The organism is Brevundimonas sp. SS2672, from assembly GCF_059579685.1.
On the sequence record NZ_CM184201.1, the window covers coordinates 2,803,634 to 2,830,630 of the forward strand.

At 68.5% G+C, this 26,997-nt stretch carries 22 protein-coding genes, 2 tRNA genes and 1 riboswitch; of the genes, 11 read left to right on the plus strand and 13 right to left on the minus strand.

Annotated features, from left to right (window positions below):
- Positions 1 to 51 precede the first annotated feature (51 nt).
- A complete protein-coding gene (locus AC52GN_RS14150) occupies positions 52 to 1,071 on the plus strand; it encodes a pepsin/retropepsin-like aspartic protease family protein (protein ID WP_496527498.1) in 1,020 nt (339 codons plus the stop codon).
- Here the strand turns inward: AC52GN_RS14150 and AC52GN_RS14155 are convergent.
- The 4 genes from AC52GN_RS14155 to AC52GN_RS14170 all read right to left on the minus strand — a co-directional run bounded on the left by AC52GN_RS14155 (position 1,058) and on the right by AC52GN_RS14170 (position 7,609).
- On the minus strand, positions 1,058 to 1,849 hold the full coding sequence (locus tag AC52GN_RS14155; protein WP_496527499.1) for an SDR family oxidoreductase: 792 nt from the start codon (positions 1,847 to 1,849) through the stop codon (positions 1,058 to 1,060). The genes AC52GN_RS14150 and AC52GN_RS14155 overlap by 14 nt on opposite strands.
- A gap of 100 nt (positions 1,850 to 1,949) precedes the next feature.
- Positions 1,950 to 3,035: a DUF5694 domain-containing protein gene (locus AC52GN_RS14160; RefSeq protein ID WP_496527500.1), complete on the minus strand. Its 1,086-nt coding sequence runs from the start codon at positions 3,033 to 3,035 to the stop codon at positions 1,950 to 1,952.
- A 141-nt stretch (positions 3,036 to 3,176) separates the two neighbouring features.
- Complete coding sequence (gene lpdA, locus AC52GN_RS14165) at positions 3,177 to 4,589, minus strand: dihydrolipoyl dehydrogenase (RefSeq protein WP_343830217.1); 1,413 nt, start codon at positions 4,587 to 4,589, stop codon at positions 3,177 to 3,179.
- A 191-nt stretch (positions 4,590 to 4,780) separates the two neighbouring features.
- A complete protein-coding gene (locus tag AC52GN_RS14170; RefSeq protein ID WP_496527501.1) occupies positions 4,781 to 7,609 on the minus strand; it encodes a TonB-dependent receptor in 2,829 nt (942 codons plus the stop codon).
- 251 nt (positions 7,610 to 7,860) lie between these two features.
- Between AC52GN_RS14170 and AC52GN_RS14175 the strand changes: the two genes are divergently transcribed.
- Positions 7,861 to 8,979, plus strand: a complete 1,119-nt coding sequence (locus tag AC52GN_RS14175; RefSeq protein ID WP_496527502.1) for a phytase — start codon at positions 7,861 to 7,863, stop codon at positions 8,977 to 8,979.
- A 125-nt stretch (positions 8,980 to 9,104) separates the two neighbouring features.
- Here AC52GN_RS14175 and AC52GN_RS14180 read toward each other — a convergent pair.
- Together AC52GN_RS14180 and AC52GN_RS14185 are read right to left on the minus strand one after the other, a co-directional pair.
- Positions 9,105 to 9,179 (minus strand) — tRNA-Gly (locus AC52GN_RS14180).
- 270 nt (positions 9,180 to 9,449) lie between these two features.
- Positions 9,450 to 10,232, minus strand: a complete 783-nt coding sequence (locus tag AC52GN_RS14185) for an SDR family oxidoreductase (protein WP_496527503.1) — start codon at positions 10,230 to 10,232, stop codon at positions 9,450 to 9,452.
- 54 nt (positions 10,233 to 10,286) lie between these two features.
- On the opposite strand from AC52GN_RS14185, the gene AC52GN_RS14190 reads away from it, so the two are divergent.
- Positions 10,287 to 10,691 carry a YkvA family protein gene (locus tag AC52GN_RS14190; protein WP_496527504.1) on the plus strand — a complete coding sequence of 135 codons (405 nt, stop codon included), beginning with the start codon at positions 10,287 to 10,289 and terminating at the stop codon, positions 10,689 to 10,691.
- A 155-nt stretch (positions 10,692 to 10,846) separates the two neighbouring features.
- Here AC52GN_RS14190 and AC52GN_RS14195 read toward each other — a convergent pair whose 3' ends face one another.
- Positions 10,847 to 11,848 carry an NADPH:quinone oxidoreductase family protein gene (locus AC52GN_RS14195; protein WP_496527505.1) on the minus strand — a complete coding sequence of 334 codons (1,002 nt, stop codon included), beginning with the start codon at positions 11,846 to 11,848 and terminating at the stop codon, positions 10,847 to 10,849.
- A 109-nt stretch (positions 11,849 to 11,957) separates the two neighbouring features.
- On the opposite strand from AC52GN_RS14195, the gene AC52GN_RS14200 reads away from it, so the two are divergent.
- Together AC52GN_RS14200 and AC52GN_RS14205 are read left to right on the plus strand one after the other, a co-directional pair.
- On the plus strand, positions 11,958 to 12,833 hold the full coding sequence (locus tag AC52GN_RS14200) for an isoaspartyl peptidase/L-asparaginase family protein (RefSeq protein ID WP_496527506.1): 876 nt from the start codon (positions 11,958 to 11,960) through the stop codon (positions 12,831 to 12,833).
- Between the two features lie 143 nt (positions 12,834 to 12,976).
- On the plus strand, positions 12,977 to 15,844 hold the full coding sequence (locus tag AC52GN_RS14205; protein WP_496527507.1) for a M16 family metallopeptidase: 2,868 nt from the start codon (positions 12,977 to 12,979) through the stop codon (positions 15,842 to 15,844).
- A gap of 70 nt (positions 15,845 to 15,914) precedes the next feature.
- Here the strand turns inward: AC52GN_RS14205 and AC52GN_RS14210 are convergent, their stop codons facing one another.
- The 3 genes from AC52GN_RS14210 to rlmN form a co-directional block, all read right to left on the minus strand.
- Entirely contained in the window at positions 15,915 to 16,739 is an 825-nt protein-coding gene (locus tag AC52GN_RS14210) for a S1 family peptidase (RefSeq protein ID WP_291781144.1), read from the minus strand.
- 10 nt (positions 16,740 to 16,749) lie between these two features.
- Entirely contained in the window at positions 16,750 to 17,193 is a 444-nt protein-coding gene (locus AC52GN_RS14215; RefSeq protein WP_286951707.1) for a DUF350 domain-containing protein, read from the minus strand.
- A 127-nt stretch (positions 17,194 to 17,320) separates the two neighbouring features.
- The gene (rlmN, locus tag AC52GN_RS14220) at positions 17,321 to 18,496 is read right to left on the minus strand and encodes a dual-specificity RNA methyltransferase RlmN (RefSeq protein ID WP_496527508.1); all 1,176 of its coding nucleotides are present in this window, start codon (positions 18,494 to 18,496) and stop codon (positions 17,321 to 17,323) included.
- A gap of 118 nt (positions 18,497 to 18,614) precedes the next feature.
- A riboswitch (yybP-ykoY riboswitch) is annotated at positions 18,615 to 18,779 on the plus strand.
- On the opposite strand from rlmN, the gene AC52GN_RS14225 reads away from it, so the two are divergent.
- The 3 genes from AC52GN_RS14225 (at position 18,759) to AC52GN_RS14235 (ending at position 19,679) form a co-directional block, all read left to right on the plus strand.
- Positions 18,759 to 18,941: a hypothetical protein gene (locus AC52GN_RS14225; protein WP_496528843.1), complete on the plus strand. Its 183-nt coding sequence runs from the start codon at positions 18,759 to 18,761 to the stop codon at positions 18,939 to 18,941. Its footprint overlaps the riboswitch before it by 21 nt.
- A gap of 44 nt (positions 18,942 to 18,985) precedes the next feature.
- Entirely contained in the window at positions 18,986 to 19,360 is a 375-nt protein-coding gene (locus tag AC52GN_RS14230) for a manganese efflux pump MntP (protein ID WP_496528820.1), read from the plus strand.
- A gap of 91 nt (positions 19,361 to 19,451) precedes the next feature.
- The gene (locus tag AC52GN_RS14235) at positions 19,452 to 19,679 is read left to right on the plus strand and encodes a hypothetical protein (protein ID WP_346485107.1); all 228 of its coding nucleotides are present in this window, start codon (positions 19,452 to 19,454) and stop codon (positions 19,677 to 19,679) included.
- 38 nt (positions 19,680 to 19,717) lie between these two features.
- Here the strand turns inward: AC52GN_RS14235 and AC52GN_RS14240 are convergent.
- Positions 19,718 to 19,794: transfer RNA gene (locus AC52GN_RS14240), tRNA-Met, on the minus strand.
- A 198-nt stretch (positions 19,795 to 19,992) separates the two neighbouring features.
- On the opposite strand from AC52GN_RS14240, the gene AC52GN_RS14245 reads away from it, so the two are divergent.
- From AC52GN_RS14245 to AC52GN_RS14255, 3 genes are all read left to right on the plus strand, one after another.
- Entirely contained in the window at positions 19,993 to 21,225 is a 1,233-nt protein-coding gene (locus AC52GN_RS14245; RefSeq protein WP_496527509.1) for a PQQ-dependent sugar dehydrogenase, read from the plus strand.
- A gap of 291 nt (positions 21,226 to 21,516) precedes the next feature.
- A complete protein-coding gene (locus tag AC52GN_RS14250) occupies positions 21,517 to 22,722 on the plus strand; it encodes an acetyl-CoA C-acetyltransferase (RefSeq protein ID WP_291781114.1) in 1,206 nt (401 codons plus the stop codon).
- A 17-nt stretch (positions 22,723 to 22,739) separates the two neighbouring features.
- Positions 22,740 to 24,932 (plus strand): 3-hydroxyacyl-CoA dehydrogenase NAD-binding domain-containing protein, encoded by a 2,193-nt coding sequence (locus AC52GN_RS14255; RefSeq protein ID WP_496528821.1) that lies wholly within the window; start codon positions 22,740 to 22,742, stop codon positions 24,930 to 24,932.
- A gap of 289 nt (positions 24,933 to 25,221) precedes the next feature.
- Here the strand turns inward: AC52GN_RS14255 and AC52GN_RS14260 are convergent, their stop codons facing one another.
- Positions 25,222 to 26,040, minus strand: a complete 819-nt coding sequence (locus tag AC52GN_RS14260) for a TIGR02186 family protein (protein ID WP_291781110.1) — start codon at positions 26,038 to 26,040, stop codon at positions 25,222 to 25,224.
- A complete protein-coding gene (locus tag AC52GN_RS14265; RefSeq protein ID WP_346485112.1) occupies positions 26,040 to 26,963 on the minus strand; it encodes a sulfite exporter TauE/SafE family protein in 924 nt (307 codons plus the stop codon). Before AC52GN_RS14265 ends, AC52GN_RS14260 begins: the two co-directional genes overlap by 1 nt.
- Between the last annotated feature and the right edge of the window lie 34 nt (positions 26,964 to 26,997).

The following is a 26,997-nucleotide window of genomic DNA, read 5'->3' on the forward strand; positions in this document are numbered from 1 at the left end:
AGGCGCCAGTTTCCTCCTTGGGGATCGATCGCGGAACGGGAGTTCACGCGCGTGCGCAGGCCGATTCTCGTTCCTGAGACCGATTACCTCGCCCCCAGCCGTCGCATGGCCTTGAGCCTGCTGGCCCAGACAGGGTTTCTTCTAGCAGGCCCGGCCTGGGCGCAGGAAGCGGCGGGTCCGGCGCCTCCGCCCGACGCCGAGGCGCGTCTGCTGACGAACCTTCTGACGCGCATCGGGGTCGAGGTCGATCTGGACGGGCGCAAGGCGCTGTTCGTCATCGACACGGGCGCGGAACGCAGCGCGGTCTCGGACCGGCTGGCGCAAGCGCTGGACCTTTCCCCCGGCCCGCCCGTCCTGGTGCACGGCATCACCGCCGCCCAGATGACGCCGACCGTGCGCTTGCCGCATCTGGCCTTTTCCGGGCGGCGTTTCGCCGACCTGGTCCTGCCGGTCTTTCCCTCTGGGCTGCTGGGCGCCGACGGCCTTCTGGGGCTGGACGTGCTGTCGCGCTTTCGGCTGACACTGGACCTGCGGCGGCGGCGCGTCATGCTGGCGGCCTCGGGCGCGGACGTCGTGCGGCGCGGCCTGTCCTTCGGCGGGCGGGCCAGCCGCGTGGGCCAGGACATCACCGATGTCCGCTCGGGGCGCTTCAGCCAGTTGATCCTGACCCAGGTCGCCGCCGACGGCGTTCCGGCCGTCGCCTTCATCGACAGCGGCGCCCAGTATTCGATCGGCAATCGCGCGCTGATGCGGGCGCTGGATTCGCGGCTGGGCCGGGTCGAGCGCCCCTTGCTGCGCGTCTATGGCGTGATCGGCCAATCCCTGTTGGTGCGGTCCGGCGAACTGGCTGATCTAAGGCTGGCGCGGCGCGATCTGGGGCCGACGCCCCTGCTGTTCGGCGATCTGCACGCCTTTCGCATCCTGAACCTGATCGAACGCCCCGCCCTGTTGCTGGGCGCGGATATCCTGACCCGGTTCAGCCAGGTGACGCTGGATTATGGGCGCGGGGCCGTGACCCTGGGCGGCCTGGTGCGGCGGCCCGCCGCCGTTCCCGACCTCAGATCGCCCTGACCGCTCCGCCGTCCACCCGGATCAGCGAGCCGGTGACATAGCCCGCCAGCGGACTGGCTAGGAAGGCGGCGACGGCGCCGAATTCCTCTGTCGCGCCGATGCGTCCGGCGGGGATGGACTTGACCGACTCGGCGCGTGCGTCCTGCGGCGTCGCGCCCGTCGCGGCGGCGCGGGCGGCGTCCAGCCGTTCGATGCGCGGCGTGTCGATGCGGCCCGGCAGCAGGGTGTTGACCGTCACCCCGTTGGCCGCGACCTCGCCCGCCAGCGTCTTGGCCCAGGCCGCCACCGAGGCGCGCAGGGTGTTGGACACGCCCAGCGTCCCGATCGGCTCGATCACGCTGGTCGAGGCGACGTTCAGCACCCGCCCCCAGCCCATCGACCGCATTCCCGGCATGACCCGGTCGGTCAGGCGGAAGACCGACAGCACCATGGCCTCGAACTGCTCGCGCCACAGCGCCGGGTCCAGCCCCGCCACGCCCGAGGGAGGCGGCCCGCCCGTGTTGTTCAACAGGATCTGGATCGGCCCGCCCAGACCCGCCTCGGCGATGTCCACCGCCTTCAGCAGGGCCTCGTGATCGGCCAGGTCGGCCGGGGCGATGACCGCCCGGCCCGGCCCCATGGCGTTCAGGTCATCGGCCACGGCCTGCAGCTTGACCGCATCGCGCGACAGGAGAGCCACATGCGCGCCCTCGGCCACAAGAGCCGTCGCCACCGCGCGGCCGAGACCGCTGGAGCCGCCGCAGATCAAGGCGCGTTTGCCGGTGAGTCGAAGGTCCATGCTGTTCTCCCCTGCCTCATGAAGCTTTCGCCGCTGACATGGGCGCAGGCGCGGCCGATTGCGAGGCCCGTCGACCAAAGTCGCGGGCGAGGGACGGAAACTAGCGCAGCACCTCATCCGAGCTGACCAGCCACACGTCGTGCATCTGATTCAGATAGGCTTCGTAGTAGCCCTTGTGCGAGGCGCCGACGATGGTCAGCATCCGCGTGCCCGGATAGCGCCCCAGCACATCGCGCATATTGGCGACCATGCGCAGGTTGCGGGTCTCCCAATAGCCGAGATAGCGGCGCCCGAACGCCTCGGGCGACGGCTCCACATGGGTCGCGCCGAAATCGGAGCGATAGGCCGCTTCGGCTTCAGCCGGATCATTGTAGGCCTGATACATCGCCAACAAGCCGCCTGGACGCTCCAGACCCGCGCTCAGCGCCGCTGAGGCTTCCTTTCGCGCCTTTGAATTCGGATTGTCCCAAGATCCCATGATGGCCTGGCGATAGCCCTCCTGCTCGTCCGGTCGAATGTCGGAAGAAGCCGTGTGGTCATCAACGGCCCACAACCTCTCCAGGCCCAGACGCGCCGCCAGAGCCGCGGCGATCAGCTCGGTCTCATTGCGACGCGTCATCCGACGGTTCAGTTCGGCAACCAACTCCTCCGTCAGCCCGTCCTGGGCCAACCGCTCGCTTTCAGGCAGACGCAGCCACTGGACCACGGCGGACGGCGCTTCTCCGGCGGCCAGAAAAAGTAGGGCGAGCTGTCGCCTCTGTGCTGACGAAGGCGTCTCCGGCCAGTCCGCCAGAACGCGCTCGACTTCGACATTGGCGTCCGGAACATCCAATGCAGCGGCTTCACCGGCCTTGGCCGGATCATAGCAATAGCTTCTAATCGTTGAGGCATAGCGTGTCGGCTGGCGTTTCATAGCATCGCACTGCAGACCCGAAAGGTTCTCGACCGCAATCGCCGTCGGTCGCCAAGTCGCCAACCGATCAAGCAAGGGCTCCAACTGCTCGGGCCGGAAGCTGTCCGGCAGGGCGGACAGGTGCGGCGAGCCCAGCACCAGAACCTCATTGAACGCGCCTGCCGGAGGGCCTTTCAACTGGTCAGGGTGAAACGTGGGTCGATAGTCCTGCGCCGAGGCGACAGAACCGATCACCGCCCAGGCCGCCGCCGCCAATCCAATCGCCAAACGCATCGCTTCACCCTCGCTCCCATCGTTTCGCGGTGAAACTGAAGACGGCCGCCGAGGCCAGCAAGTTAAGTTTCGGCAACGAAAAACGGCGCGGCCTGTGCGGAGCGCGCCGTTCTGATCGCAGTCTGAAAAACGGTGAGGCTCTTAAGCCTGCATCGTCCAGCCTTCGACACCCATGGCGGCCTGACGGAAGGCCTCCGAGCGGGTCGGGTGCGGGTGGCAGGTGCGGGCCACGTCTTCCGAGGCGCCGCCAAAGGCCATGGTCATGCAGGCCTCGCCGATCAGTTCACCCGCCTGCGGGCCATAGATGTGAACGCCCAGAACCTTGTCCGTCGCGGCGTCGGCCAGGACCTTCACGAAGCCCTCGGTCTCGTGGTTGATCTTGGCGCGGCTGTTGGCGGCGAAGGGGAATTTGCCCTTCTTGTAGTTGACGCCCGCCGCCTTCAGCGCCTCTTCGGTCTTGCCGACCCAGGCCACTTCCGGGCCGGTGTAGATGACCGACGGCACCAGGTCGTAGTCGACGTGGCCCGGCTTGCCCGCGATCAGCTCGATCACGGCCACGGCGTCTTCCTCGGCCTTGTGAGCCAGCATCGGGCCGTGCGTCACGTCGCCGATGACCCAGACGCCCGGCGCCGAGGTCTTGAAGTGGTCGTTGGCGATAAAGCCGCGCTGATCCGGCGTGACGCCGACCGTCTCCAGCCCCAGACCTTCGGTGTAGGGGCGGCGGCCGATGGCGACCAGAACCACGTCGCCCTTCAGCGTCTCCGCCTCGCCGCCCTTGGCGGGTTCGAGGGTCAGCTCAACGCCGTCCTTGGACGTCTTGGCGCCCGTGACCTTCGTGCCCATGCGGAAGGTCATGCCCTGCTTGGTCAGGCCGCGCTGGAAGGCGGTGGCGACTTCGCCGTCCATGCCCGCGCCGACCTTGTCGAGGAATTCGACGACCGTGACCTGGGCGCCCAGACGACGCCAGACCGAGCCGAGCTCAAGGCCGATGACGCCCGCGCCGATGACGATCAGATGCTTGGGCACCTTGGGCAGGAACAGGGCGCCGGTCGAGTCGATGACCTTGCCGTCCTCGAAGGCGACGCCCGGCAGGGGGGTCGGCTCGGAGCCGGTGGCGATGACGATGTTCTTCGTGTCGAGCGTGGTCTTGGCGCCGCCCTCGGCTTCGACCTCGACCTTGCCGGCGCCGGCGATGCGGCCGAAGCCCTTCACCACGTCGACCTTGTTCTTCTTCATCAGGAACTCGATGCCCTTGGTCAGGGCCTCGACGCTGTCGTCCTTGGCCTTGTGCATCTGGGCCAGGTTCAGCTTGGGCTTCACCTCGATGCCGATGCCGGCGAATTCGACGTTGGCGGCCTCATACAGTTCCGAGGCGTGCAGCAGGGCCTTGGACGGCATGCAGCCGACGTTGAGGCAGGTGCCGCCCAGCGTCGCGCGCTTTTCCACCAGGGCGGTCTTCAGCCCCAGTTGTCCGGCGCGGATGGCGGCGTTGTAGCCGCCCGGCCCGCCCCCGATGATCACCACGTCGTAGGTCTGGGAAGCGGCGTCGGCCATGAGGTCCTCTGATCGTTCAGGCGCTGAAAATGAAGCGGCGCGGACACTAGCGCCGACCCCGGCGGGGTCAACCGCCACGGTCCATATAGGCGCGGATCGCTCCGGGGGCCATGCCGACGAAAGCAAAAGGCCGGGCGTCGCCGCCCGGCCTTCCGTTTTCAGCCTCTCGTTTTCAGCGGCTGGGGGGCCGATCAGTATTTGAAGCGGACGCCCATGAAGACGTTGTAGCCGAACTTCTCGTACTCATAGGTCCGCTCGCGCGAGCCGTAGTAGCGGACGCCCGCCGAGTCGGTCAGGTTCTTGGCCTCGCCGAACACCTCGACCCCGTTGCCGAAATCGTAGGAGGCGGTGAAGTCCAGCTGCTCGCGGCCCTCGACGAACAGGTCGAAGTCGGGATCGTCGGCGTTGATCTCTTCCAGATAGTCGCTGCGCTTGGTGTAGCTGAGGCGGGCGCTGAAGCCGGCCATCTCGTAGAAGAGGGCCAGATTGTAGTTGTTCTCCGACTGGCCCGGCAGGGAGAATTTGGTGCGGCCGCCATAGGCCTGGGCCGTTTCGATCTCGGCGTCGGTCCAGGTGTAGTTGGCGAAGACGCCGAAGCCCGAGGCCCAGCCCGGCAGGAAGCTGAACTTCTGCTGCCAGTTCAGCTCCAGCCCCATCAAGTGGCCGTTCGGAGCGTTGATCGGGGTCTCGAACTCGGCGTCGAACTCGGTCCCGTCGATCGTCACCTTGTCCTCGTACTTGAGGATGTAGCGATAGTCGGTCAGGTCCTTGTAGAAGGCGTTGGCCGACACCACGCCCAGGGAGGCGAAGTAGTACTCCAGACCGAAGTCGACGTTGTTCGACAGCGTAGGCTGCAGGTCCGGATTGCCGATCTCGTAAGAGATGTCCGAACCGTCCGTCTCCTCGATGCGACGCGGGACGATCTGGTTGAACTCCGGACGCGAGATCGAGCGCGTCAGGGCGAAGCGGCCGATCAGATTGTCCGAGAAGCTGTGGCGAACCGTCAGGTTCGGGAAGAACTCGGTGTCGTCGCGATCGACCCGGGCCATGTCGAACGGATCGGATCCGTCATTGTCGATCAGGCTGGCGGCTTCGCCTTCGAACTGAGTGTTCTCGACGCGCAGGCCAAGCGTGACGTTCGTCGCGCCGATGTCGAAGCGCGCCTGGGCGTAGGCTGACAGGATATCTTCCTTGGCCGTGTAGTCGGCGGCGATGGAGTCCGGCAGTCGGCGCCCCGACAGCGGGCGCATCTGGGCGAAGTAGTCGTCAACCAGGCCGTTGTCGAACTTGTAGCCCAACAGATAGTCGTAGTTGCGTGACTCCCTGTCGGTCAGCAGGTCTCCATAGGACTGCAACGGCGCATGGGCGGCGTCGCGACTGCGGAAACGCTCCTCGTCGGCCGATACGTCCCGCGTGCGGTACTTGCCGCCGACCTTCCAGGTGACTTCACGCCCCGCCAGCACCGACGGCAGTTCCAGGTTCGTCTGGAACGTCATCTCTTCCTGCCGTGTCGTGCTTGAGCGGAAAGCGTTCTCGCGGAAACGATATTCCGCAGCGTTCATATGCTCCCCGGTCGAGAAGATCGAATAGGTCGGCTCGTAGTGGCTGCCGGAGAAGTCATAGGCGACGGACGGCTTCAGGCGCGAGCGGAACAGCAGCTCATTGCGGTTCGGATAGGTCTGCTCGCTGTCAGCCCAGGACAGGCTGGCGTCCAGAACCGCGCCATTGCTGAAGATGCGCTCCCCTCCCGCCGTCAGGGTCATGATCTCGTTCTTCTGGGTGCGGTGACGCATCTGGCGCTCGACCGTCACCTCGTCGAAGGTCGCCTTGCGGTCGGTCGCGCCGGCCTGAAGATTCTCCTCGTCATAGGTCAGCAGCAGCTGGTTGCGGTATTCGTCGTCCTCGAACTGGGCGAACGAGCCGCGGACCCAGGCCCGCAGGGACTCCGAGGGGCGGAACTCCAGCGAGCCGCTGAGCGACTGGCGCGTGCGCTCGGTGTCGTAGTCCTTGAACAGGGTTTCCTCGAGGGCGAAGACCTCGCCGCCTTCCGGCGTCTCCATCTTGGTCCAGCCGGACTCGACGTTGTCGGGACGGCGGTTGGTCTTGGAGTAGGAGTAGGACAGCAGGCCGCCGAAGGTCTGGTCCGCGCCGAAGACGTTCGACGCCGTGGCGCCCGCGCGGATGTCCTCGCCGCCGTAGTCGTTGTAGCTGCCGCCCGCATAGCCGCTGACGGCCAGGCGGCGCTGGTCGAAGGGCGAGCGGGTCTTGATGTTGACGGCGCCGGCGATGGAGTCGGCGTCCTGGCTCGGCAGCAGGGTCTTGGAAATCTCGATGTTGGAGACGATGTCGCTGGGCAGGGTGTCCAGGTCGACCGCGCGCGTGCCCGGATCGACGGCCGGAACCGTCACCCCGTCCACCGACACGGCGGTGAAGGCCGACGGCGCGCCGCGCACGTTGATGTAGCGGCCCTCGCCCTGGTCGCGCTGGATGGCGATGCCCGGCACGCGCTGCAGGGATTCCGCCACGTTCGGGTCGGGGTAGCGGCCGATGGCGTCGGCCGACAGGACGTTGATTACGCCGTCGGCGTTCTTCTGCTGGTTCAGCGAGCGGGCCACGCCCTCGGTGATGACGCCGTTGACGATGACGTCGGCGACGGCGACCGCATCGCCCGAACCCATCATGACGGTGACCGAGGTCAGGCGGCCCGGCGCGACGGCGACGGTCTGGGTCGCGGTCGGCAGGCCGATGTAGCGGGCCTCCAGCGTCACCTGACCCGAAACGCCGCCCAGGTTGAACTCGCCCTGGCTGTTGCTGACGGCGCGGCGGCCGCTGGCGCGGTCGATGATCTCGGCGCCCGGCAGGGGCGAGCCGTCGGCGTTGACGACGCGGCCGATCAGGCCGTCGCCCGCCGGAGCGGCCGCGACGGCCGGAGCCGCGTCAACCGTCACATCGGCCGCCTGGGCGGCCCCGGCGAAAACCAGCGGCAGGCTCGCCGCGCTGAGAAGAAGTCCGAGCTTCATGTCCATATCCCCGAAGGCCGGCGCCGCTTCTGGCGGCCCGGTTCCGGCGGGATGGCTAATACGTCCCGGCGACGCGGCCGCGACGATTTCACGAAAAGGAATCTGCGAGCGGAACACGGGATCGCGACAGTTGATCCCCGTTCGGATCATCCGTTGTCGAACCATCGCCAAAGCGTCGCAGGGACGCCGTTGACCGGGCCTTCGCGCGCGTGTTTCGGGCGGATAGACCAACCTGGACCGAAAGCCCCGCCATGCCCGCCATCCCGCCCCGGCGCTCGCGCCCCGCCATGCTCGCCGGCCTTCTGATCCCCGCCCTGCTGCTGGCCGCCTGCGCCGGACATGAAGTCGACTTCCAAGGCGAGGGCGACGGCGTCGTCGGCCAGGGCGCGCCCGTGCGCGCCGTGCTGGAGACGCCCTCGGTCGGCACGGTCGGCGACGACGCGGCCGACGACCCCGCCGTCTGGGCCTCCAAAACCCCCGTGACCGTCGAGGGGGTCCAGACCCCCGGCTTCGTCGTCGGCACCGACAAGAAGGCGGGCCTCTACGTCTACGGTTTCGACGGGGCGATCCTGCAGTTCATGCCCGAGGGGCTGCTGAACAACGTCGATGTGGCCGAGGGCCTGAACGTCGACGGCCGCCCCCAGCTGCTGATCGGAGCCAGCGACCGCACGCCGGGCCGCATGGGCATCGCCCTCTATCTGTTCGACCCGGCCGGGACCGGCGACAACAAGGTGCGCTACTGGGGCTCCATCACGACCGACGTGGTCGAGCCCTACGGCTTCTGCCTCGCCCGACGCGGCGAGGAGGTCCACGCCATACTGGTCGGCCATGAAGGCGAACTGCGCCAGTTCGTCGTCGCCGCCGGACCCGACGGCCGCCCCTCCGCGCAACTGGTCCGCCGCGCCGAGATCGGCTCCATCTCCGAAGGCTGCGCCGCCGATCCGGCGACCGACGCCCTGTACGTCAATGAGGAGAACGTCGGCCTGTGGCGCTACAGCCTGGACCCGGCCTCGGGCGGGGCGCGCACCCTGGTCCAGCCGGTCGCGCCGGGCGTGCTGGTCGCCGACGCCGAGGGGCTGACGACGCTGACGGACGGGGAGGCGCGCTATCTGATCGCCTCCAGCCAGGGCGACTCGACCTTCCCCGTCTGGCGCATCGACGGCGCCGAGCCGCAGTACAAGGGCCGCTTCGTTGTCGTGGACGGGACGGTCGACGGGGTGACGGGCACCGACGGCCTGGCCGCTCTAGGCGGTCCAGTCGGCCCCTTCCCCGAGGGCCTGGTGGTGATCCAGGACGACGTCAACGACACCGGAACCCAGAACTTCAAATACGTCGACTGGCGGGACATCCGCGCGGCGCTGGGGCTGTAAGGTCGGAGGACGGAACGCGAAAAGGCCCGGCGATCACGCCGGGCCTTTTTCATGTGCGTCGCTGATCTGGGCGCAAAAGGAAACGGGGCCCAACCTTGCGGCCGGACCCCGTTTTCCGTTTCGACTGGAGCGGGCGAGGCGATTCGAACGCCCGACCCTCACCTTGGCAAGGTGATGCTCTACCCCTGAGCTACGCCCGCACTCCGTTGGGAGCGATGTGCTGCTCCCCGTCGAGGAAGGGGCGTATAGCGGACCGACTTCGGATCGCGCAAGCCCCTTTTTCGTTTTTCGGCCAATCCGCCGATTTTTTTCGAACAGCCCTGAAACTCCACACGAAAACGGCCCCCGAAACGCCCGCAAGGACGCCCCGGAGGCCGTTGCAAAACAGCGCCGTCAGCCCCTTATGCGCCCAACCCGCTCAAGCAGCGAGCCGCCGCGCGGCGAGCGTTAGCGGCCTTCCGCTCCTCGCTTTAGCGAGGAGCGAGACGTATAGCGCCGTCCAGGCGGATGCACTCGCCGTTGATGTAGACGTTCTCGGCCAGGTGCAGGGCCAGGGCGGCGTAGTCGGCGGGCGTGCCGAGGCGGCTGGGGAAGGGGATGGCGGCGGCCAGGCTGTCCTGAACCTTCTGGTCCATGCCGGCCATCATCGGCGTCCACATGATGCCGGGCAGGATGGTGTTCACCCGCACCCCTTCCTGGGCCAGGTCGCGGGCCACCGGCAGGGTCATGGCGTAGACGCCGCCCTTGGACGCCGAGTAGGCCGCCTGGCCGATCTGGCCGTCCTGGGCCGCGACCGAGGCGGTGTTGACGATCAGGCCGCGCTCGCCGTCGGCCATCGGCTCGGCCTGCACCATGCCCAGAGCCGACTGCGACAGGACGCGGAAGGTGCCGAACAGGTTGATCGAGACCGTGCGTTCGAAGGACGCCATGTCATGGGCGCGCAGTTCGCCGGTGTCGCGCTTGCGGCTGACGGTCTTCTGGCCGGTGGCGATGCCGGCGCAGTTGACGGTCAGGCGCTCCTGGCCGTGGGCGGCGCGAGCCTTGGCGAAGCCGGCGGCGACGCTCTCGTCCGAGGTCACGTCCACCTTGCAGAAGACGCCGCCGATCTCCTGGGCGATGACCTCGCCGCGCTCTTCGTTCAGGTCGAACAGGGCGACCTTGACGCCCTTGGCCGCCAGGGCGCGCGCCGTGCCTTCGCCGAGGCCCGAAGCCCCGCCCGTCACCACTGCTGCGATCGAAGCGTCGAGTTTCATGAAAGTCGTCCTATATTCGATTGAACCGAGTGCTCGTGCGAGGATTTAGCGGCCATGACCGCAAAGACCAACGGGGTGTCGCCCGATGACGCCATCAATCCTGAAACGGCCCTGGTTCCCGCCGTGCAGAAGGTGAACGAGATGCGCGTGCGCAAGGGCTTCTGGCCCAAGATGCGGCGCACCGCCGCCCGTATCCCCTTCGCCCAGCAGGCGGTCGCCGCCTGGTACGCCGCCCAGGACCCCAAGACCCCGCTGGCGGCCAAGGGGCTGATCCTGGGGGCGCTGGCCTATTTCGTCATGCCGGTCGACGCCATTCCCGACGTCTTCGTCGGCATCGGCTTCACCGACGACGCGGCGGTGATCGCCGCGGTGCTGGCGACTCTTGGCGCCCACCTGAAACCCCGCCACCACGATCAGGCGGCGCAGGCGCTGAAGCGGCTGCGGGAGGAAGAGGAGTAAGCCCTTCTCCCCTTGCGGGAGAAGGTGGCAGGCGAAGCCTGACGGATGAGGGGTTGCGGGACGTCGACCTCGCAGCCTCTCATCCGATTTCGGAGAGACCCCTCATCCGGCCCTGACGGGCCACCTTCTCCCACAAGGGGAGAAGGATGTTCCGATCAATCCTCGACCTTCACCACGATCTTGCCGACGGCCGTGCGGTCGCTGAGGGCCTGGATGGCCTCATGGGCGCGTTCCAGAGGGAAGGTGCGGCTGACGCGCGGCTTGATCTTGCCCTCGGCGTAGAGCTGCATCAGTTCGGCCATGTTGGCGGCGTGGGCCTTGGGATCGCGGGCGACGGCCGCGCCCCAGAAGACGCCGACCACCGACACCGACTTCAGCAAGGTCAGGTTCAGCGGCAGCGACGGAATCCCCGCCGGGAAGCCGACCACCAGATAGCGGCCGTTCCAGTCCATGGCCCGCAGGGCCGGTTCGGCGTAGTCGCCGCCGACGCCGTCGAAGACAACGTCCGCCCCGTCGCGGCCGGTCGACAGCTTGAACTCGCCCGACAGTTCCTTCTGAGCCGCCTTGTCCATCGGACCGGAGGGGTAGATCAGGCCGTTGTCTGCGCCCAGCTCCAGAGCGAACTCGACCTTGTCGTTGGTCGAGGCGGCGGCGACCACGCGCGCGCCCATCGCCTTGCCCAGTTCGACGGCGGCCGCGCCGACGCCCCCCGCCGCGCCCAGCACCAGCAGGGTCTCGCCCGGCTGCAGGTTCGCCCGGTCCTTCAGGGCGTAGTAGCTGGTGCCGTAGGTCATGATGAAGGCCGCGGCGGTCTCATAGTCCATGCCGTCGGGGATCGGGATCAAGGTGTCAGCCTTGACCTTCAACCGCTCGACCATGCCGCCCCAGCCGGGCACGGCGACGACCCGATCGCCCCGGAACACGCCCTTCACCCCCTCGCCGACGGCGTCGACCACGCCCGCGACCTCGGCCCCCGGCGCGAAGGGGCGCTCAGGCTTGAACTGGTATTTGTCGGCGATGATCAGGGCGTCGGGATAGTTGACGCCCACGGCCTTGACCTCGATCACCACCTCGCCCGGACCGGGCGTGGGGTCCATGACCTCCTCGACGACGAGCGATTCCGGGCCGCCGGGGGCCTTGGACAGGACTGCGCGCATAGGAACTCTTTTCAGCTATCCCCCATCGGCCATGGCGCCGACACGCCGGCGACGCTAATCAGCCTGCGGCCCGATGCAAAGAGGCCGAATGGGTTCTGAGGAGACGATCATGGCGAAACCCGCCCTCATCCTTCACGGCGGCGCCGGCGCCCGGCGCGAGCGCAACTACGACGCCGAGGTCGTGCACATGCGCGAGGTAGTGGAGGCGATGAAGGCGCGGCTGGACGCCGGGGCCTCGGCCCTGGACGTGGCGTTCGAGGCGGTCGTCATGCTGGAGGATTCCGGCCTCTATGTCGCCGGGCGCGGCGCCTCGCCCAATCTGGCGGGCGACTATGAGCTGGACGCCAGCCTCATGGACGGCGCATCGGGCAAGGCCGGGGCCGTCGCCGCCCTGCAGGGATTCCGCAACCCGGTCGTCGCCGCCCGCGCGGTGATGGACCGCACCCCCCACGTCATGCTGGCCGGGAACGGCGCCGCCCGCTTCGCCGCCGAACAGGGTCTGGCGCGCGTCGAGGACCCCGAGGCCTGGTTCACCCGCGCCGGTCAGGGCGAGGACAACCATCCGCCCAGCGGCCTGAGCCACGGCACCGTCGGCTGCTGCGTGCTGGACAGCCAGGGCCGCCTGGCCGCCGCCACCTCGACGGCGGGCGTGTTCGGTAAGATGCCGGGCCGCGTCGGCGACACCCCCATCCCCGCCGCCGGAACCTGGGCCGACGAGCACGCCGCCGTCTCCTGCACCGGCCAGGGCGAGTATTTCATCCGCATCGCCGCCGCCGCGCGCACGGCCTTCGGCGTCGCCGCCGGTCAGACGCTGGCCGAAGCGTCCCAGGCGACCATCGACCGCATCGGCGCCCTGGGCGGCGACGGCGGCCTGATCGCCTTGGATCGCGAAGGCAACATCGCCCAGCCCTACAACAGCCAGGGCATGAAGCGCGCCTGGCTGGCGACCGACGGCGGCGTCGGCGTCGAGGTGTTCGGGCGGTAACCTCCGAATCCCGCTCATCCCCGCGGAGGCGGGGAATAAGAGCCCGGCTTCATTACAGCTCCGTAAGGTGCGCGGCGGCTCTTCGCCCTGCTAGGCTTTCGGCGCCCGTTTCTTCGACTGCGGGCGTTGGAAAGCCGCCCCTCATGAAGAATCGCCTGATCCTGACCGCCTGCGCCTCGGCGCTGCTGGCCAGCCTGCCCGCCGCCGCCCCCGCCTGGGCCAAGGCCCCGCCGGCCGCAACCTCCGCCTCTGCAGCCGCCGTCCAGGGCGGGGTCGAAGTGCCGCCGCTGGGCTTCAACAAGCGGGTGCTGGCCAACGGCATGGAGGTCTATACGGCGCGCGACGCCTCGACCTCGAACGTCACGGTCCAGGTCTGGTATCGCGTCGGGTCCAAGGATGATCCGGCGGGCCGTTCGGGCTTCGCCCACCTGTTCGAGCACCTGCTGTTCAAGGCGACGAAGAACATGCCGTCCGAGACGTTCGATCGTCTGACCGAGGACGTCGGCGGCTTCAACAACGCCTTCACCGCCGACGACGTGACCGCCTATTATGAAGTGGTCCCGGCCAACCACCTACAGCGCATCCTGTTCGCCGAGGCGGACCGCATGGGCTCGCTGGTCGTCGACGAGGCCAATTTCGCCTCCGAACGCGACGTGGTGAAGGAGGAATACCGCCAGCGCGTCCTGGCCAGCCCCTACGGCCGCCTGTTCAATCTGTTCGCGCCCGAGACCATCTATCAGGACCACCCCTATCGCCGCCCAGGCATCGGCTCGATCGAGGAGTTGGACGCCGCGACCCTGGACGACGTGCTGCGTTTCCACGCCACCTACTACCGGCCGGACAACGCCATGCTGATCGTGGCGGGCAATTTCGATCAGGCGCAGCTGGACGGCTGGGTCGACGAATATTTCGCCCCGCTGAAGCGTCCGTCGACGCCCATGCCCGCCAATGATGTGAAGGAGCCCGAGCCGACCGGCCCGCGCACCGCCACCTATTATGCGCCGAACGTGCCCCTGCCCGCCGTCGCCCTGGCCTGGAACACCGTGGCCTACAAGGACGCCGACCGCGCGGCCCTGACGGTGCTGGACGGCATCCTGTCAACCGGCGAGAGCAGCCGTCTTTACCGCTCGCTGGTCTATGACAAGCAGATCGCCGCCTCGGCCGGCTCCAACCCCGACTTCGCCCAGCAGGCGGGCAATCTGGCCGCCTACGCCATCATGGCGGGCGGCGAGACGGTCGAGACCGGCAAGGCCGCGCTGGAGGCCGAGATCGCGCGTCTGCGCGACGAGCCTGTCACCGCCGCCGAACTGGCCGAGGCCAAGAACGAGCTGGTCGCCGACGCCCTGCGCGGGCGTGAAAGCATCGACGATCGCGCCACCACCCTGGGCATGGCGCTGATCATGACCGGCGACGCGACCGCCGCCGACCGCGAGATCGCCGAGATTCAGGCCGTCACCGCCGCCGACGTGCAGCGCGTGGCCCGCCGCTATCTGACGCCGCAGCGTCAGATCACCATCAACTACCTGCCCGCAGACGACGCCAATGCGCCCAGCGAGCAGAAGAAGAACGTCGATGCTCCCGTCACAGTCGCGTCTCTGGCCCCGGCCGGTCCGGTCGCCGTCCTGCTGCCGGAAGCCGAGCGCGCGCGCCTGCCCCAGCCGGGGCCGGAAGTGTCGCCCGCCACCCCCGCCATCGCCGACTTCCGTCTGGACAACGGCCTGCGCGTCCTGGTCGCCCCGACACAGGGCCTGCCCCTGGTTTCGGCGCGGCTGAACTTCAACGCCGGTTCGGCCCATGATCCGGCAGGCAAGCCGGGCGTCGCCTCCATGACCGCCGCCCTGTTGACCCAGGGCACGACGACCAAGGCCGCCCCGGAAATCGCCACCGCCATCGAACAGCTGGGCGCCAGCATCGGCGCAGGCGCGGGCGCCGACTTCACCAATGTCTACGCCAATGCGCCCAAGGACGTGTTCGGCCGGACCCTGACCCTGATGGCCGATCTGGTGCGCAACCCGACCTTCGCCGCCGAGGAACTGGAACGTCAGCAGTCCCAGACCCTGGACGGCCTGCGCGTGGCGCTGAGCCAGCCCGGCTCCATCGCCTCCCAGTCGGTGGGCCGCGTGATCTACGGCGACGCCCCCTACGGCGCGCCGGGCTCGGGCACGGTGAACAGCATCCCCGCCCTGACCCGCGACGACGTGGCGGTGTTCCATTCCGACCGCTTCCGCCCATCGCAGGCGACCCTGGTCTTCTCGGGCGACGTAACCCCGGCCGAGGCCCGCGCCCTGGCGGATGAAGCCTTCGGCGACTGGCGCGACGCCGGTCCGGCACCGGCCGCCATCGACAAGGCGGGCCAGGCCCTGGCCCCGCGCGTCGTCGTCATCGACCAGCCGGGCGCCGGTCAAGCGGCGGTCGTCGCCGCCATCCGCGGCGTCAGCCGCACCGACGCCGACTTCTTCCCGCTGACGGTCGGCAACACCCTGCTGGGCGGCGGCTATTCCTCGCGGCTGAACCAGAAGATCCGCATCGAGAAGGGCCTCTCCTACGGCGCCGGATCGTCGCTGGGCGCGCGGGCCGAAACGGGCGTCTTCACCGCCTCGACCCAGACCAAGAACGAGTCGGCGACCGAGGTGGTCGAGCTGATGCTGGCCGAGATCGGCAAGCTGGGCGACGCCCCGGCGACCGAGGCCGAACTGGCCCCGCGCCGCGCCACCCTGATCGGCGCCTTCGGCCGCTCGCTGGAGACGGTCGACGGCCTGGGCGACCTGGTCGCCAACCTGGCCCTCTACGACCTGCCGATGAGCGACCTGGCCGACTACGCCGGGCGCGTCCGCGCGGTCACGCCGCAACAGGTCGAGGCGGCCTTCGCCGAGCATCTGCCGACCGACCGGGCCAGCCTGGTCGTGGTCGGGGACGCCTCGAAGTTCATCGACGGTCTGCGGGCGAAATACCCCGACGTCGAGGTCATCCCGCTGACCGACCTGAACCTGGACAGCGCCTCGCTGAAGTAAAAGACAGAACGCCTCCCCATCGCATGGGGAGGCGTTTCTCGTTCAGGCTACGCCGGTCTGGTCGCCTGGATCACGTCGTCAGGCAGACCACCTGGGCGACGCGCAGGTCCTGCCGCAGGCGGTCGGAGACGGCGCCGTAGTTCTGGGTCGTCACGGCCTGGCCCAGGGCCGCTTCGTCGGCGCGCTGCTGGGCGCCCACCGTGGGGACGAAGGTGTCGGGCGCCGTGGTGTAGATGCGGCCGCGCCGGGGCGACTCGGCGATGGTCACGCCCAGCACCCGCCCGCGACGGTCCAGCACAGGCGCGCCCGACAGGCCCGACAGCGTGCCCTTCAGCCCTCGCGTGCGTCCGGCCTCGGCCCAGGCCAGCACCGGCTCGTCATAGGAGCGGTGGCCGCGAATCTTCAGCGTCTCGCGGCCGATCAGGCGCGAGGCCACCTCGCCCGGCTGGCCCTGAGGGAAGCCGGGGTGGAAGGCGCGCTGGCCCTTGTAGAGCGGCGCCTGGGGCGCGATCGGCAGGGCGGGCGGACCGCCGTCGGTCAGCAGCAGGGCCACGTCGGCCCGCGCGGCCAGGCGCACGTCGGCGGCCAGGGCGCGGGTCTTGTCGATCACCAGCGCCGGCTTGCGGCAGCCCTCGACCACATGGCGTGCGGTGATCCAGCGGCCGTCCCCGGCGATGGAGAAGGCCGTGCCCGACACCGGCTCATGCTCATCCGAGGTGTCGACCGTGACGGACGGATCGAAGGGCGTGATCGGCCCCAGCAGAGGCCCCGCCGTTTCATCTTCAGGCAAGTCGTGCGGCGCATCGGCGCGCTCGCCCCGGTTCAGGGAGGCGATCAGGATCACGCCGATGACGGCGGCGTAGATGGTCCAGTCGGGAAGGTGGGGAAAGCGCAAGGCCGCCCCCTCAACCCGTCAGGGCGGCCGCCAGGATCAGGGCGGTCGACAGCTTGGCCCCGGCCAGGACCACGGCGGCGGAGGTCTCGCCCTTCTCTATGCGTTGCGGCAGGCCGTGCAGCAGGAAGTCGACGACGCGGAAGGCCAGCAGTTGCAGCACCACCGTCGCCACGCCCCAGATGGCGATGTCGCGGATCGAGGTCGACACCGACAGGGACACCGCCAGCGGAATGGCCAGGCCGACCAGCACCCCGGCGAAGGCCACGGCGGCGGCCGGATTCCCCTGGCGGATCAGGGCGATCTCGCGCCACGGCGTCAGCAGGGCGTAGACCGCCGCCCCCGCCGCCAGCAGGCCGAACGTCACCGCCAGGTGCAGCATCAGGATCGGAAAGCCCGTCGCGAACGCCTGGAGTTCAGGAGTCGACAGAACGCCCGGCAACGACGAGGTCTCCATGACGACGAACCCTAGCCTCCCAGCCTGAAGGGGAACGAAACCAAAACACCCTTGCCCGAAAGCTCGGCGCTTCCGCTAGGGCGCCCGCGCCACAGTCGGCGGACAAAGCGTCCATCCGGATGGTCGCTCAGGCCGCGTCGGCTTCTTCGCGCTCGGCCTTCAGGCGCGCCGAGGCCCTCAGCTTCTCGCTCTCGGACTTCAGCTGGCCGCAGGCGGCCAGGATGTCGCGGCCGCGCGGGGTGCGGATGGGCGAGGCGTAGCCGGCCTTGTTCAGGATGGCGGCGAAGGTCTCGATCGTCTTCCAGTCCGAGCACTGATAATCCGTGCCGGGCCAGGGGTTGAACGGGATCAGGTTCACCTTGGACGGGATGCCCTCGATCAGCTTGATCAGGGCGCGCGCCTCGGCCGGGCTGTCGTTGACGCCCTTCAGCATGACGTATTCGAACGTCACCCGACGCGCGTTGGACAGGCCGGGATAGGCGCGGATGGCGGCCATCAGTTGATCCAGCGGATACTTCTTGTTCAGCGGCACCAACTGGTCGCGCAAGGGGTCGTTGGTGGCGTGCAGGCTGATGGCCAGCATGGCCGCCGTGCGCTCGCCCAGAGCATTCAGTTGCGGCACGACGCCCGAGGTGGACACCGTGATCCGGCGACGCGACAGGGCGATGCCCTCATTGTCGGAGATGATGTCGATGGCGTTGGCGACGTGGTCCAGATTGTAGAGCGGCTCGCCCATGCCCATGAAGACGATGTTGGACAGGCGGCGGTCTTCCTTGGGCGAGGGCCACTCGTCCAGATCATCGCGGGCCACCTGGACCTGGGCCACGATCTCGGCCGTCGTCAGATTGCGGACCAGCTTCTGCGTGCCGGTGTGGCAGAAGGTGCAGTTCAGGGTGCAGCCGACCTGGGACGAGACGCACAGGGCGCCGGCCCGGCCCACGTCGGGGATGTAGACGGTCTCGATCTCGATGCCCGGCGCCGTGCGGATCAGCCATTTGCGGGTGCCGTCCTTGGACACCTGGCGCTCGACGATCTCGGGGCGGGCCAGGGTGAAGGCCTCAGCCAGCTTAGCGCGGGTGTCCTTGGCCACGTCGCTCATCAGGGCGAAGTCGGTCACGCCGTAGTGGTGAATCCAGCGCCACACCTGAGAGGCGCGCATCCGGGCCTTCTCCGGCGGGCAGATTCCGGCGTCGATCAGGGCCTGGCGCAGTTCGTCGCGCGTCAGACCGCTGAGGTTGACGGGCGTCTTCGCCATGCCCTGAATGGGGGCGCTGGCGCGCGTGAGATCGAGCGAAATGCTCAAGGGCGGATGTCCTGCGGCGAAGGGTGAAGCGGCGGCGTCTAGCACAGATGGGGCGTCTTGTCGCCTTTGGCCATGTGCGGGTTGATAGACTCGGAACGAGGCGTTAGAGGGGCGGCCGTTGGGGAGTAGCTTCCGGCATATCCCAGCCGGGGTCGCGTCAACACACTTGCCTGCGGGCATGGCGCGGCCAGCGGATCACCTCCGCCTAGCGAGACCAGCATGCTGCATCGACGGGGCCGGCCCGTGGATGGAGCGTGCTGTCATGCGTCCGGCTGAGTGCGTTTTCCCCATGATGTCCCCCGTCGCCATCGCCATCCTGTCCGTCAGCATGTCCGCCGACGCCTTCGCCGCCGCCATCGGGCGCGGGGCGCAGCATCGCCCCACCGTGCCTCAGGCCCTGCGCTCAGGCCTGGTGTTCGGCGTGATCGAGGCGATCACCCCCTGATCGGCTTCGCCCTGGGCGTAGCCGCGGCCGACTTCGTCCAGGCCATCGATCACTGGATCGCCTTCGGCCTGCTGGGCGCCGTAGGCCTGAAGATGATCTGGGAAGCGCTGCAGCGGGATGAGGCGGAGGAGGACGCCAAGCCGGCGTCGCGCGGCCTTGTGGCCCTGGTCGCCACCGCCGTGGGAACGTCGATCGACGCGGGCGCGGTCGGGGTCGGCCTGGCCCTGCTGGAGGCCAACATCTGGTTGATCGCCGCCTGCATCGGCTTCACCACCTTCGCCCTGGCGACGCTGGGCCTGCTGGTGGGCAAGGCTGTGGGCGTTCGCCTGGGCAAGATCGTCGAACTGATCGGCGGCGTCGCCCTAATCGCCCTGGGCCTGAAGATCCTGCTGGAGCACCTGGCCGTGCTGGCCGGCTGATCCGGCCGCCTGTAGCCTGGCCTTGCTCCGAGGCGGGTTCAGAGGGATCATTCCGTCTCACGGCTCGTTTCACCGGCTGAAGGAGACCACCATGCGCGCCCCCCTGTTCCTCGCCGCCGTCATCGCCGCCCCGCTGGCGCTCGCCGCCTGCGCCTCGGGCCGCCCCCTGCCGACCTATCAGCAGGAAATGGACCAGTTGGAAGCCGAGTGCCGCGACCGCGGCGGCATCCTCTCGCCCTCGGGCCGCCAGACCGGCCGTCCGCAGACCGACTACATCTGCAAGATCACCGGCGGCGCCTCGCGCATCCCTCAGGGATGAGGCGCGGGCGGTCTTCTGAAGATCTCCGAGAAAAACCGTGGTGGTTGGAGGCGGGATCGAACCGCCGACCTGTGGGTTATGAATCCACCGCTCTAACCATCTGAGCTACCCAACCCCACACGGGAGTTTCGCGCGAGTCCTTGAAGGACCCTTGGGCGCGAGAGGGGTGCGTATATCGCCGCCTTTCGTCCGGTTCAAGCCGCTTCGACAGGGATTTCGTGCGAGACCATCGGTCGCGGCGCCTTTCGGCTCGCGTAAAGCGCGATGTGGCTGCATCCTGCCCCCTTCCACGCCACGCTGTTCAGGAGCCGCCATGCGTCCCGCCCTCTTCGCCGTTTCCGCCGCCGCCCTGGTTCTCGCCGCCTGCGGAGCCAATGGACAGGACGAGGGACAAGCGCCCGCCGCCACGGGCGCCCCGGTCGAAACCCGTCCGCCGAACAACCCGGACCAGAAGCCGGCCATCGAAGGCCAGACCCGCGCGCCCTCGGTCAGCACCGCCGTGGCCATGCAGCACGCCGTCGTGGCGGAAGGGCTGGAGCATCCCTGGGGCCTAGCCCTGCTGCCGGACGGCCAATGGCTGGTGACCGAACGTCCCGGCCGTATGCGCGTCGTGAGCGCGCAGGGCCAGATCGGCGCCCCGATCAGCGGACTGCCCGCCGTGGCGGCGCGCGGCCAGGGCGGCCTGCTGGACGTGATCCTGAGCCCGACCTTCACCGAGGACCGGACGATCTACTGGTCGTACGCCCAGCCGCGGAACGGCGGCAACGGCACGGCTGTGGCGCGCGGTCGCCTGTCGGACGACCTGAGCCGAGTCGAGAACGTGCAGGTCGTCTTCCAGGTCAAGGACACCTATGACGGGGACAAGCATTTCGGCTCCTCCCTGGTCTTCGATCCGGACGGCAAGCTGTACGTCACCATCGGCGAGCGGTCGGACAAGCCGATGCGGCCGACGGCCCAGAGCCTGGCCTCGCACCACGGCAAGGTCATCCGCATCAACGCCGACGGCTCGGTCCCGTCCGACAACCCCTTCGTCGGCCGTGAAGGCGCCCTGCCCGAAATCTGGTCCTACGGCCATCGCAACCCGCAGGGCATCGCCGTCCAGCCGGAAACCGGCGCGGTCTGGAGCATCGAGCACGGCACGCGCGGCGGCGACGAGCTGAACCTGGAGAAGGCCGGCGCCAATTTCGGCTGGCCCGACGCGGCCTACGGCATCGAATACAGCGGCGACGCCATTCCCGACGCGACGACGACCCGCGAAGGGACGGTCCAGCCCGTCTACTACTGGGACCCGGTGATCGCGCCGGGCGGCATGGTCTTCTATGAGGGCGCCATGTTCCCCGGTTGGAAGGGGAACGCCCTGATCGGCGGCCTGGGCGGCAAGCACTTGGTTCGTCTGGTGCTGCGGGACGGCCGCGTGGTCGGCGAGGAGCGCCTGCTGACCGGCCTGGGCGAACGCATCCGCGACGTGGCGGTCGGGCCTGACGGCGCCGTCTGGGTCGTGACGGACGAGGAGAACGGCAAGCTGGTGCGGCTGGCGCGCCGCTGAGACTGAGAAGACGGGGCGGGCCGCACAACGGCCCGCCCTTTTCACATCCGGCGACCTCACGCGCCTTGTTACTTGACGTTGACGTAAACGTCGGCTTTCTAACGACCTGAGTTTCAATCCCAGACGCGATGATCGGATTCCGTCCGCCCACCGCCTCCCAACCAAGACGCCAACCGTCCCTCATGCAGCGAGGCGCCGCGCGCCGAGCGACAGGGACACCAAGAACCCGTCCCTCATGCAGTTCGCTGCCGCGCAGCGAACGATAGGGACACAACGAGAGAGAGACGCCTCATGGCCGACGCCTACATCTACGACGCCGTGCGCACCCCGCGCGGCAAGGGCAAGAAGGACGGCAGCCTGCACGAGATCACGGCGCTGAGCCTGGCCAGTCAGGTGCTGGAGGCGCTGCGCGATCGGAACGGCCTGGACACCGCCAAGGTCGACGATGTGATCCTGGGCTGCGTCTCGCCGGTCGGCGAGCAGGGCGCCGACATCGCCCGCACCGCCGTCCTGGCGGCGGGTTGGGACCAGGCGACCGCGGGCTTCCAGATCAACCGCTTCTGCGCCTCGGGCCTGGAGGCCGTGAACGTGGCGGCCGCCAAGGTGAAGTCAGGCGAGGCGGGCATGGCCGTCGGCGGCGGCGTGGAAGCCATGAGCCGCGTGCCGATGGGCTCGGACGGCGGCGCCTGGCCGACCGACCCGTCCTCGGCCTTCCCGACCTATTTCGTGCCCCAGGGCGTCTCGGCCGACATGATCGCCACCAAATACGGCTTCAGCCGCGACGACGTGGACGCCTATTCCGTCGAAAGCCACAAGCGCGCCGCCCGCTCCTGGGCCGAGCGCCGTTTCGACAAGTCGGTGATCGCGGTCAAGAACCAGCTCGGCCTGACCCAGCTGGACCACGACGAGACCATTCGTCCGAACACGGACATGCAGATCCTGGGCGGGCTCAATCCCTCCTTCGTCATGATGGGCGGCATGGGCTTCGACGCCGTGATCGGCCAGCGCTACCCCGAGGTCGCCAGCGTCAACCACGTCCACACCCCCGGCAACTCGTCCGGCATCGTCGACGGCGCGGCGGGCGTGCTGGTCGGCTCCAAGGAGATGGGCGAGGCCCTGGGCCTGAAGCCGCGCGCGAAGATCCTGGGCGGGGCCTCGATCGGTTCTGAGCCGTCGATCATGCTGACGGGCCCCGAGCCCGTGACCCGCAAGCTGCTGGGCAAGCTGGGCATGCAGCCCGGCGACATCGACCTGTATGAACTGAACGAGGCCTTCGCGGCCGTGGTGCTGCGCTACATGCAGGCGCTCGACATCCCGCACGACAAGATCAACGTCTGCGGCGGCGCCATCGCCATGGGGCACCCGCTGGGCGCCACCGGCGCCATGATCCTGGGTACGGTGCTGGACGAGCTGGAACGCTCGGACAAGTCGACGGCCCTGGCCACCCTGTGCATCGGCGGCGGCATGGGCACCGCCACCGTCATCGAACGCGTCTGATCCGGGAGCATATGACGATGGAAAACTTCAAGATCGACATCGACGCCGACGGCGTCGCGCTCGTCACCTTCGACGTGCCGGGCCGTTCGATGAACACCCTGACCTCGGCCGTGATCGCCGAGATCCCGGCGCTGGTCGAGAAGATCAAGACCGACGACGCCATCAAGGGCGTGGTCCTCACCTCGGGCAAGACGACCGGCTTCTGCGCCGGGGCGGACCTGGGCGACATGGCCGCCGGGATGCTGGCCGGCGGCGGCGACCTGCAGAAGGCGTTCGACACCGGCTGGGCGCTGAACGGCGCCTTCCGCGCGCTTGAGACCTCGGGCAAGCCGGTGGCGGCGGCCATCAACGGCCTGGCGCTGGGCGGCGGGCTGGAGTTCACCCTGGCCTGCCACTATCGCGTCGTCGAGAACGACCCGAAGATCCAGCTGGGCCTGCCCGAGATCAAGGTCGGCCTCTTCCCCGGCGGCGGCGGCACCCAGCGCCTGACGCGCCTGATCGGGGTGCAGAACGCCCTGATGCAGATGGCCGAGGGCAAGTCCTGGCGTCCGAACGACGCCAAGGGCGCCGGCGTCGTCCACGAGGTCGTCGAAAAGGGCCAGTCGATCGAGGCCGCCAAGGCCTGGATCAAGGGGGGCGGCAAGGCCGTCCAGCCGTGGGACGATCCCAAGTTCAAGATCCCCGGCGGCGGCCCCTACCACCCGGCGGGCGCCCAGGTCTTCATCATGGGCAACGCCATCCTGCGCAAGCAGTCCTACGGCAACTACCCGGCCGTGCTGAACATGATGAAGGCCGTCTATGAAGGCGTTCAGGTGCCGATCGAGGCGGGCCTGCGCATCGAGACGCGCTACTTCATCAAGACCCTGATGACGCCGCAGGCCCAGGCCATGATCCGCAGCCTGTTCCTGTCCAAGCAGGAGCTGGACAAGGGCGCCGTGCGCCCGGCGGGCGTACCCAAGTCCGACCCGAAGAAGGTCAGCGTCCTGGGCGCCGGCATGATGGGCGCGGGCATCGCCTATGTTCAGGTCATGGCCGGCATCGAGACCGTGCTGATCGACCAGACCCAGGAAGCCGCCGACAAGGGCAAGGCCCACGTCGAGGAGCTGCTGAAGAAGCGCCTGTCGCGCGGTCAGATGACGCAAGAGAAGTATGACGCCACCCTGGCCCTGGTCACGGCGACGACGGACTATGACCTGATCAAGGGCTCGGACCTGGTCATCGAGGCCGTGTTCGAGAACCGCGAGATCAAGGCCGACGTCACCAAGCGCGCCGAGGCCCAGCTGGCTGAAGGCGCCGTGTTCGGCTCCAACACCTCGACCCTGCCGATCTCGGGTCTGGCCGAGGCCAGCGTGCGGCCGGAAGACTTCATCGGCATCCACTTCTTCTCGCCCGTCGACAAGATGATGCTGGTCGAGATCATCATGGGCGAAAAGACCGGCGACGCGGCCCTGGCCAAGGCGCTGGACTATGTCCTGAAGATCAGGAAGACGCCGATCGTCGTGAATGACAGCCGCGGCTTCTACACCTCGCGCTGCTTCTCCACCTTCCTGATGGAAGGCATGGCCATGCTGGAAGAGGGCTATTCGCCCGTGCTGATCGACAACGTCGGCCGCATGACCGGCATGCCGCGCGGCCCGCTGGAGATGCACGACGACGTGGCGCTCGACCTGTCCTACAAGATCGCCAAACAGACCCGCGAGGATCTGGGCGACAAGTACGTCGCCAACGAGGGCGAGCAGATCGTCGCCACCATGGTCGAGCAGGGCCGTTACGGCCGCAAGAACGGCAAGGGCTTCTACGACTATGACCAGAAGCCCAAGGTCATCTGGCCGGGCCTCTACGACCTGGCCCCGACCACCAAGGGCGAGGCCTTCGGCGAAAGCCCCGAGGCCCTGGCCGCCGTCGATGAACTGAAAACCCGCCTGCTGTATCGCCAGGCGGTGGAAGTGGCCCGTTGCTGGGAAGAGGGCGTCATCGACGACCCGCGCGAGGGCGACCTGGGCGCCATCCTGGGCTGGGGCTTCGCGCCCTGGACCGGCGGCCCCATCACCTTCATGGACCAGACCGGCCTGAAGGCCTTCGTCGCCAAGGCCGACGACCTGGCCGCCAAATACGGCGACCGCTTCAAGGTTCCGCAGCTTCTGCGCGACATGGCGGCCAAGGACGAGACCTTCTACGGCCGCTTCGCGCCGGAGAAGAAGGCGGCCTGAGGCGCAGCCACAGACTGAACGGAAAGGGCGGCCTTCGCGGGCCGCCCTTTCTTTTTGCGCTATCGCTCGCGACGCGGTCGCTCGCTGCTTGAGCATGTTTTTTGGGCGCTATCGCTCGCAACGCGATTGCTCGCTGCTTGAGCGCAGCCCCAACCTCCGCTCATCCCGGCGGACGCCGGGACCCAGTTCTTTGGCCGCATCCTCGCACGTGGAAATCCTGGCCTTCTTCAAAGGCAGAGCGCATGGCTCTCACTGGATCCCGGCGTCCGCCGGGACGAGCGGGTGGGTATTATCTGCTCCGGAACACCCGCGACGCCGCATAGCCGGTCATCGCCGCCAGGATCACGCAGAGCACGCCGTAGCTCCACGGGCGGTTGTGGGCGAACTCATAGATGTCGCGCTCCAGCCCCACCTTCTCGACGGTCAGGGTCAGGTTGGACACCGACACCGGCGCCCCTTCCTGAAACAGCCAGACCTCGGCGTAGTACTTCCCCGTCGGCGCCACGGCGGGCAGTTTGACCTCGGCGCGGAACAGGCCCCGGTCGACGAACTCCACCCCCTTGGGATCGGTGTCGTAGAGGGCCGCCGCCTCCTTCAGCCGGATGACGGCGCGGCGCCAGTCCAGATAGTCCTCGCCCAGACGGCTGACGACCACGTCGCGCACGCCGTAGCGGGTGACGGTGCGCGCCTCTTCCGGCGCGTCGATACGCAGGTGGTCGACGCCCACGCCCAGGCGACGCAGCTGGCCGAAGTCGGCGATGTCGCTGAGCGGCCGCGTCGAGGCGGTCATGTAGAAGCCCGGCGCGCCCTCGAACAGCACCGGGCGGCTGTTCAGCCAGACCCCCATGTTGCGCGTCTTCTTGACCAGGCGCACCGGGGCGTCAGGACCGCGCACCACCACCACCACGTCGGCGGGCGTGTCGGTCGGGTTGAACACGGCACCGTAGAGGACGATGGACGCCCCCCGGAAGCCGGAATCCACATCGACCCGCGCGTCGGTCAGGGCGGCGGCGACCCGCACCTCCTCGTTCGTAGCGGCCGAGCGCTCGATGATGATCTCGGGCGCCGCAGCCTGGGGCGGCGGTTCAGGCGGCAGGACCTGGAACATCAGTCCGCCACCCCCGGCGCCAGCAGGAACAGGTCGCTGGGCCGCACGAACAGTTCGAGCCCCATCTGGATGCCGACCAGCAGCACGATCAGGCCCAGGGCCGCGCGCATCTCTTCGGCGCGGAACCGGCCCGACAGGCGAGCGCCGTACTGCGCCCCCACCACCCCGCCCAGCAGCAGGATGGTCGACAGGACGATGTCCACCGTCTGGTTGCGCCCGGCCTGCAGCACCGTGGTGATGGCGGTGGTGATGATGATCTGGAACAGGCTGGTGCCGACCACCACGCTGGCCTTCATCCGCAGCACATAGAGCATGGCCGGCACCAGGATGAAGCCGCCGCCCACCCCCATGATGGCCGACAGGACGCCTGCGAACACGCCCAGGCCGAACGGCGGAATGGCGCTGATGTAGAGGCCCGAGCGCGGGAAGCGCATCCTGAACGGCAGGCCGTACAGCCACATGGGACGACGGCGCTCCTTGCGCGGCGGGGTCTCGCCCCGGACACGATGCAGAATCTGCGTCAGGCTCTCGTACAGCATCATGCAGCCGATCGAGCCGAGGAACAGCAGATAGGACAGGGCCACCACCAGATCGGCCTGACCCAGCAGGCGCAGGTAGCGGAACAGTTCGACGCCCACGAGCGCGCCCAGGGCGCCGCCCACCGCCATGATGCCGCCGATGCGGTAGTCGACCGCCTTCATGCCGGAATAGCGGATGACGCCCGAGGTCGAGGAGGCGACGACGTGGCTGGCCTGGCTGGCCACCGCCACCGTCGGAGGAATGCCCAGAAAGACCAGGACCGGCGCCATCAGGAAGCCGCCGCCGATGCCGAACAGACCCGACACGAATCCAACCAGCGCTCCCAGCATGACCAGGAGCGGCCAGTTCACCGAGACTTCGGCGATCGGCAGGTAAATATCCACGGCACGCGCCTTCGGCTGGAAGGACAGGCAATCA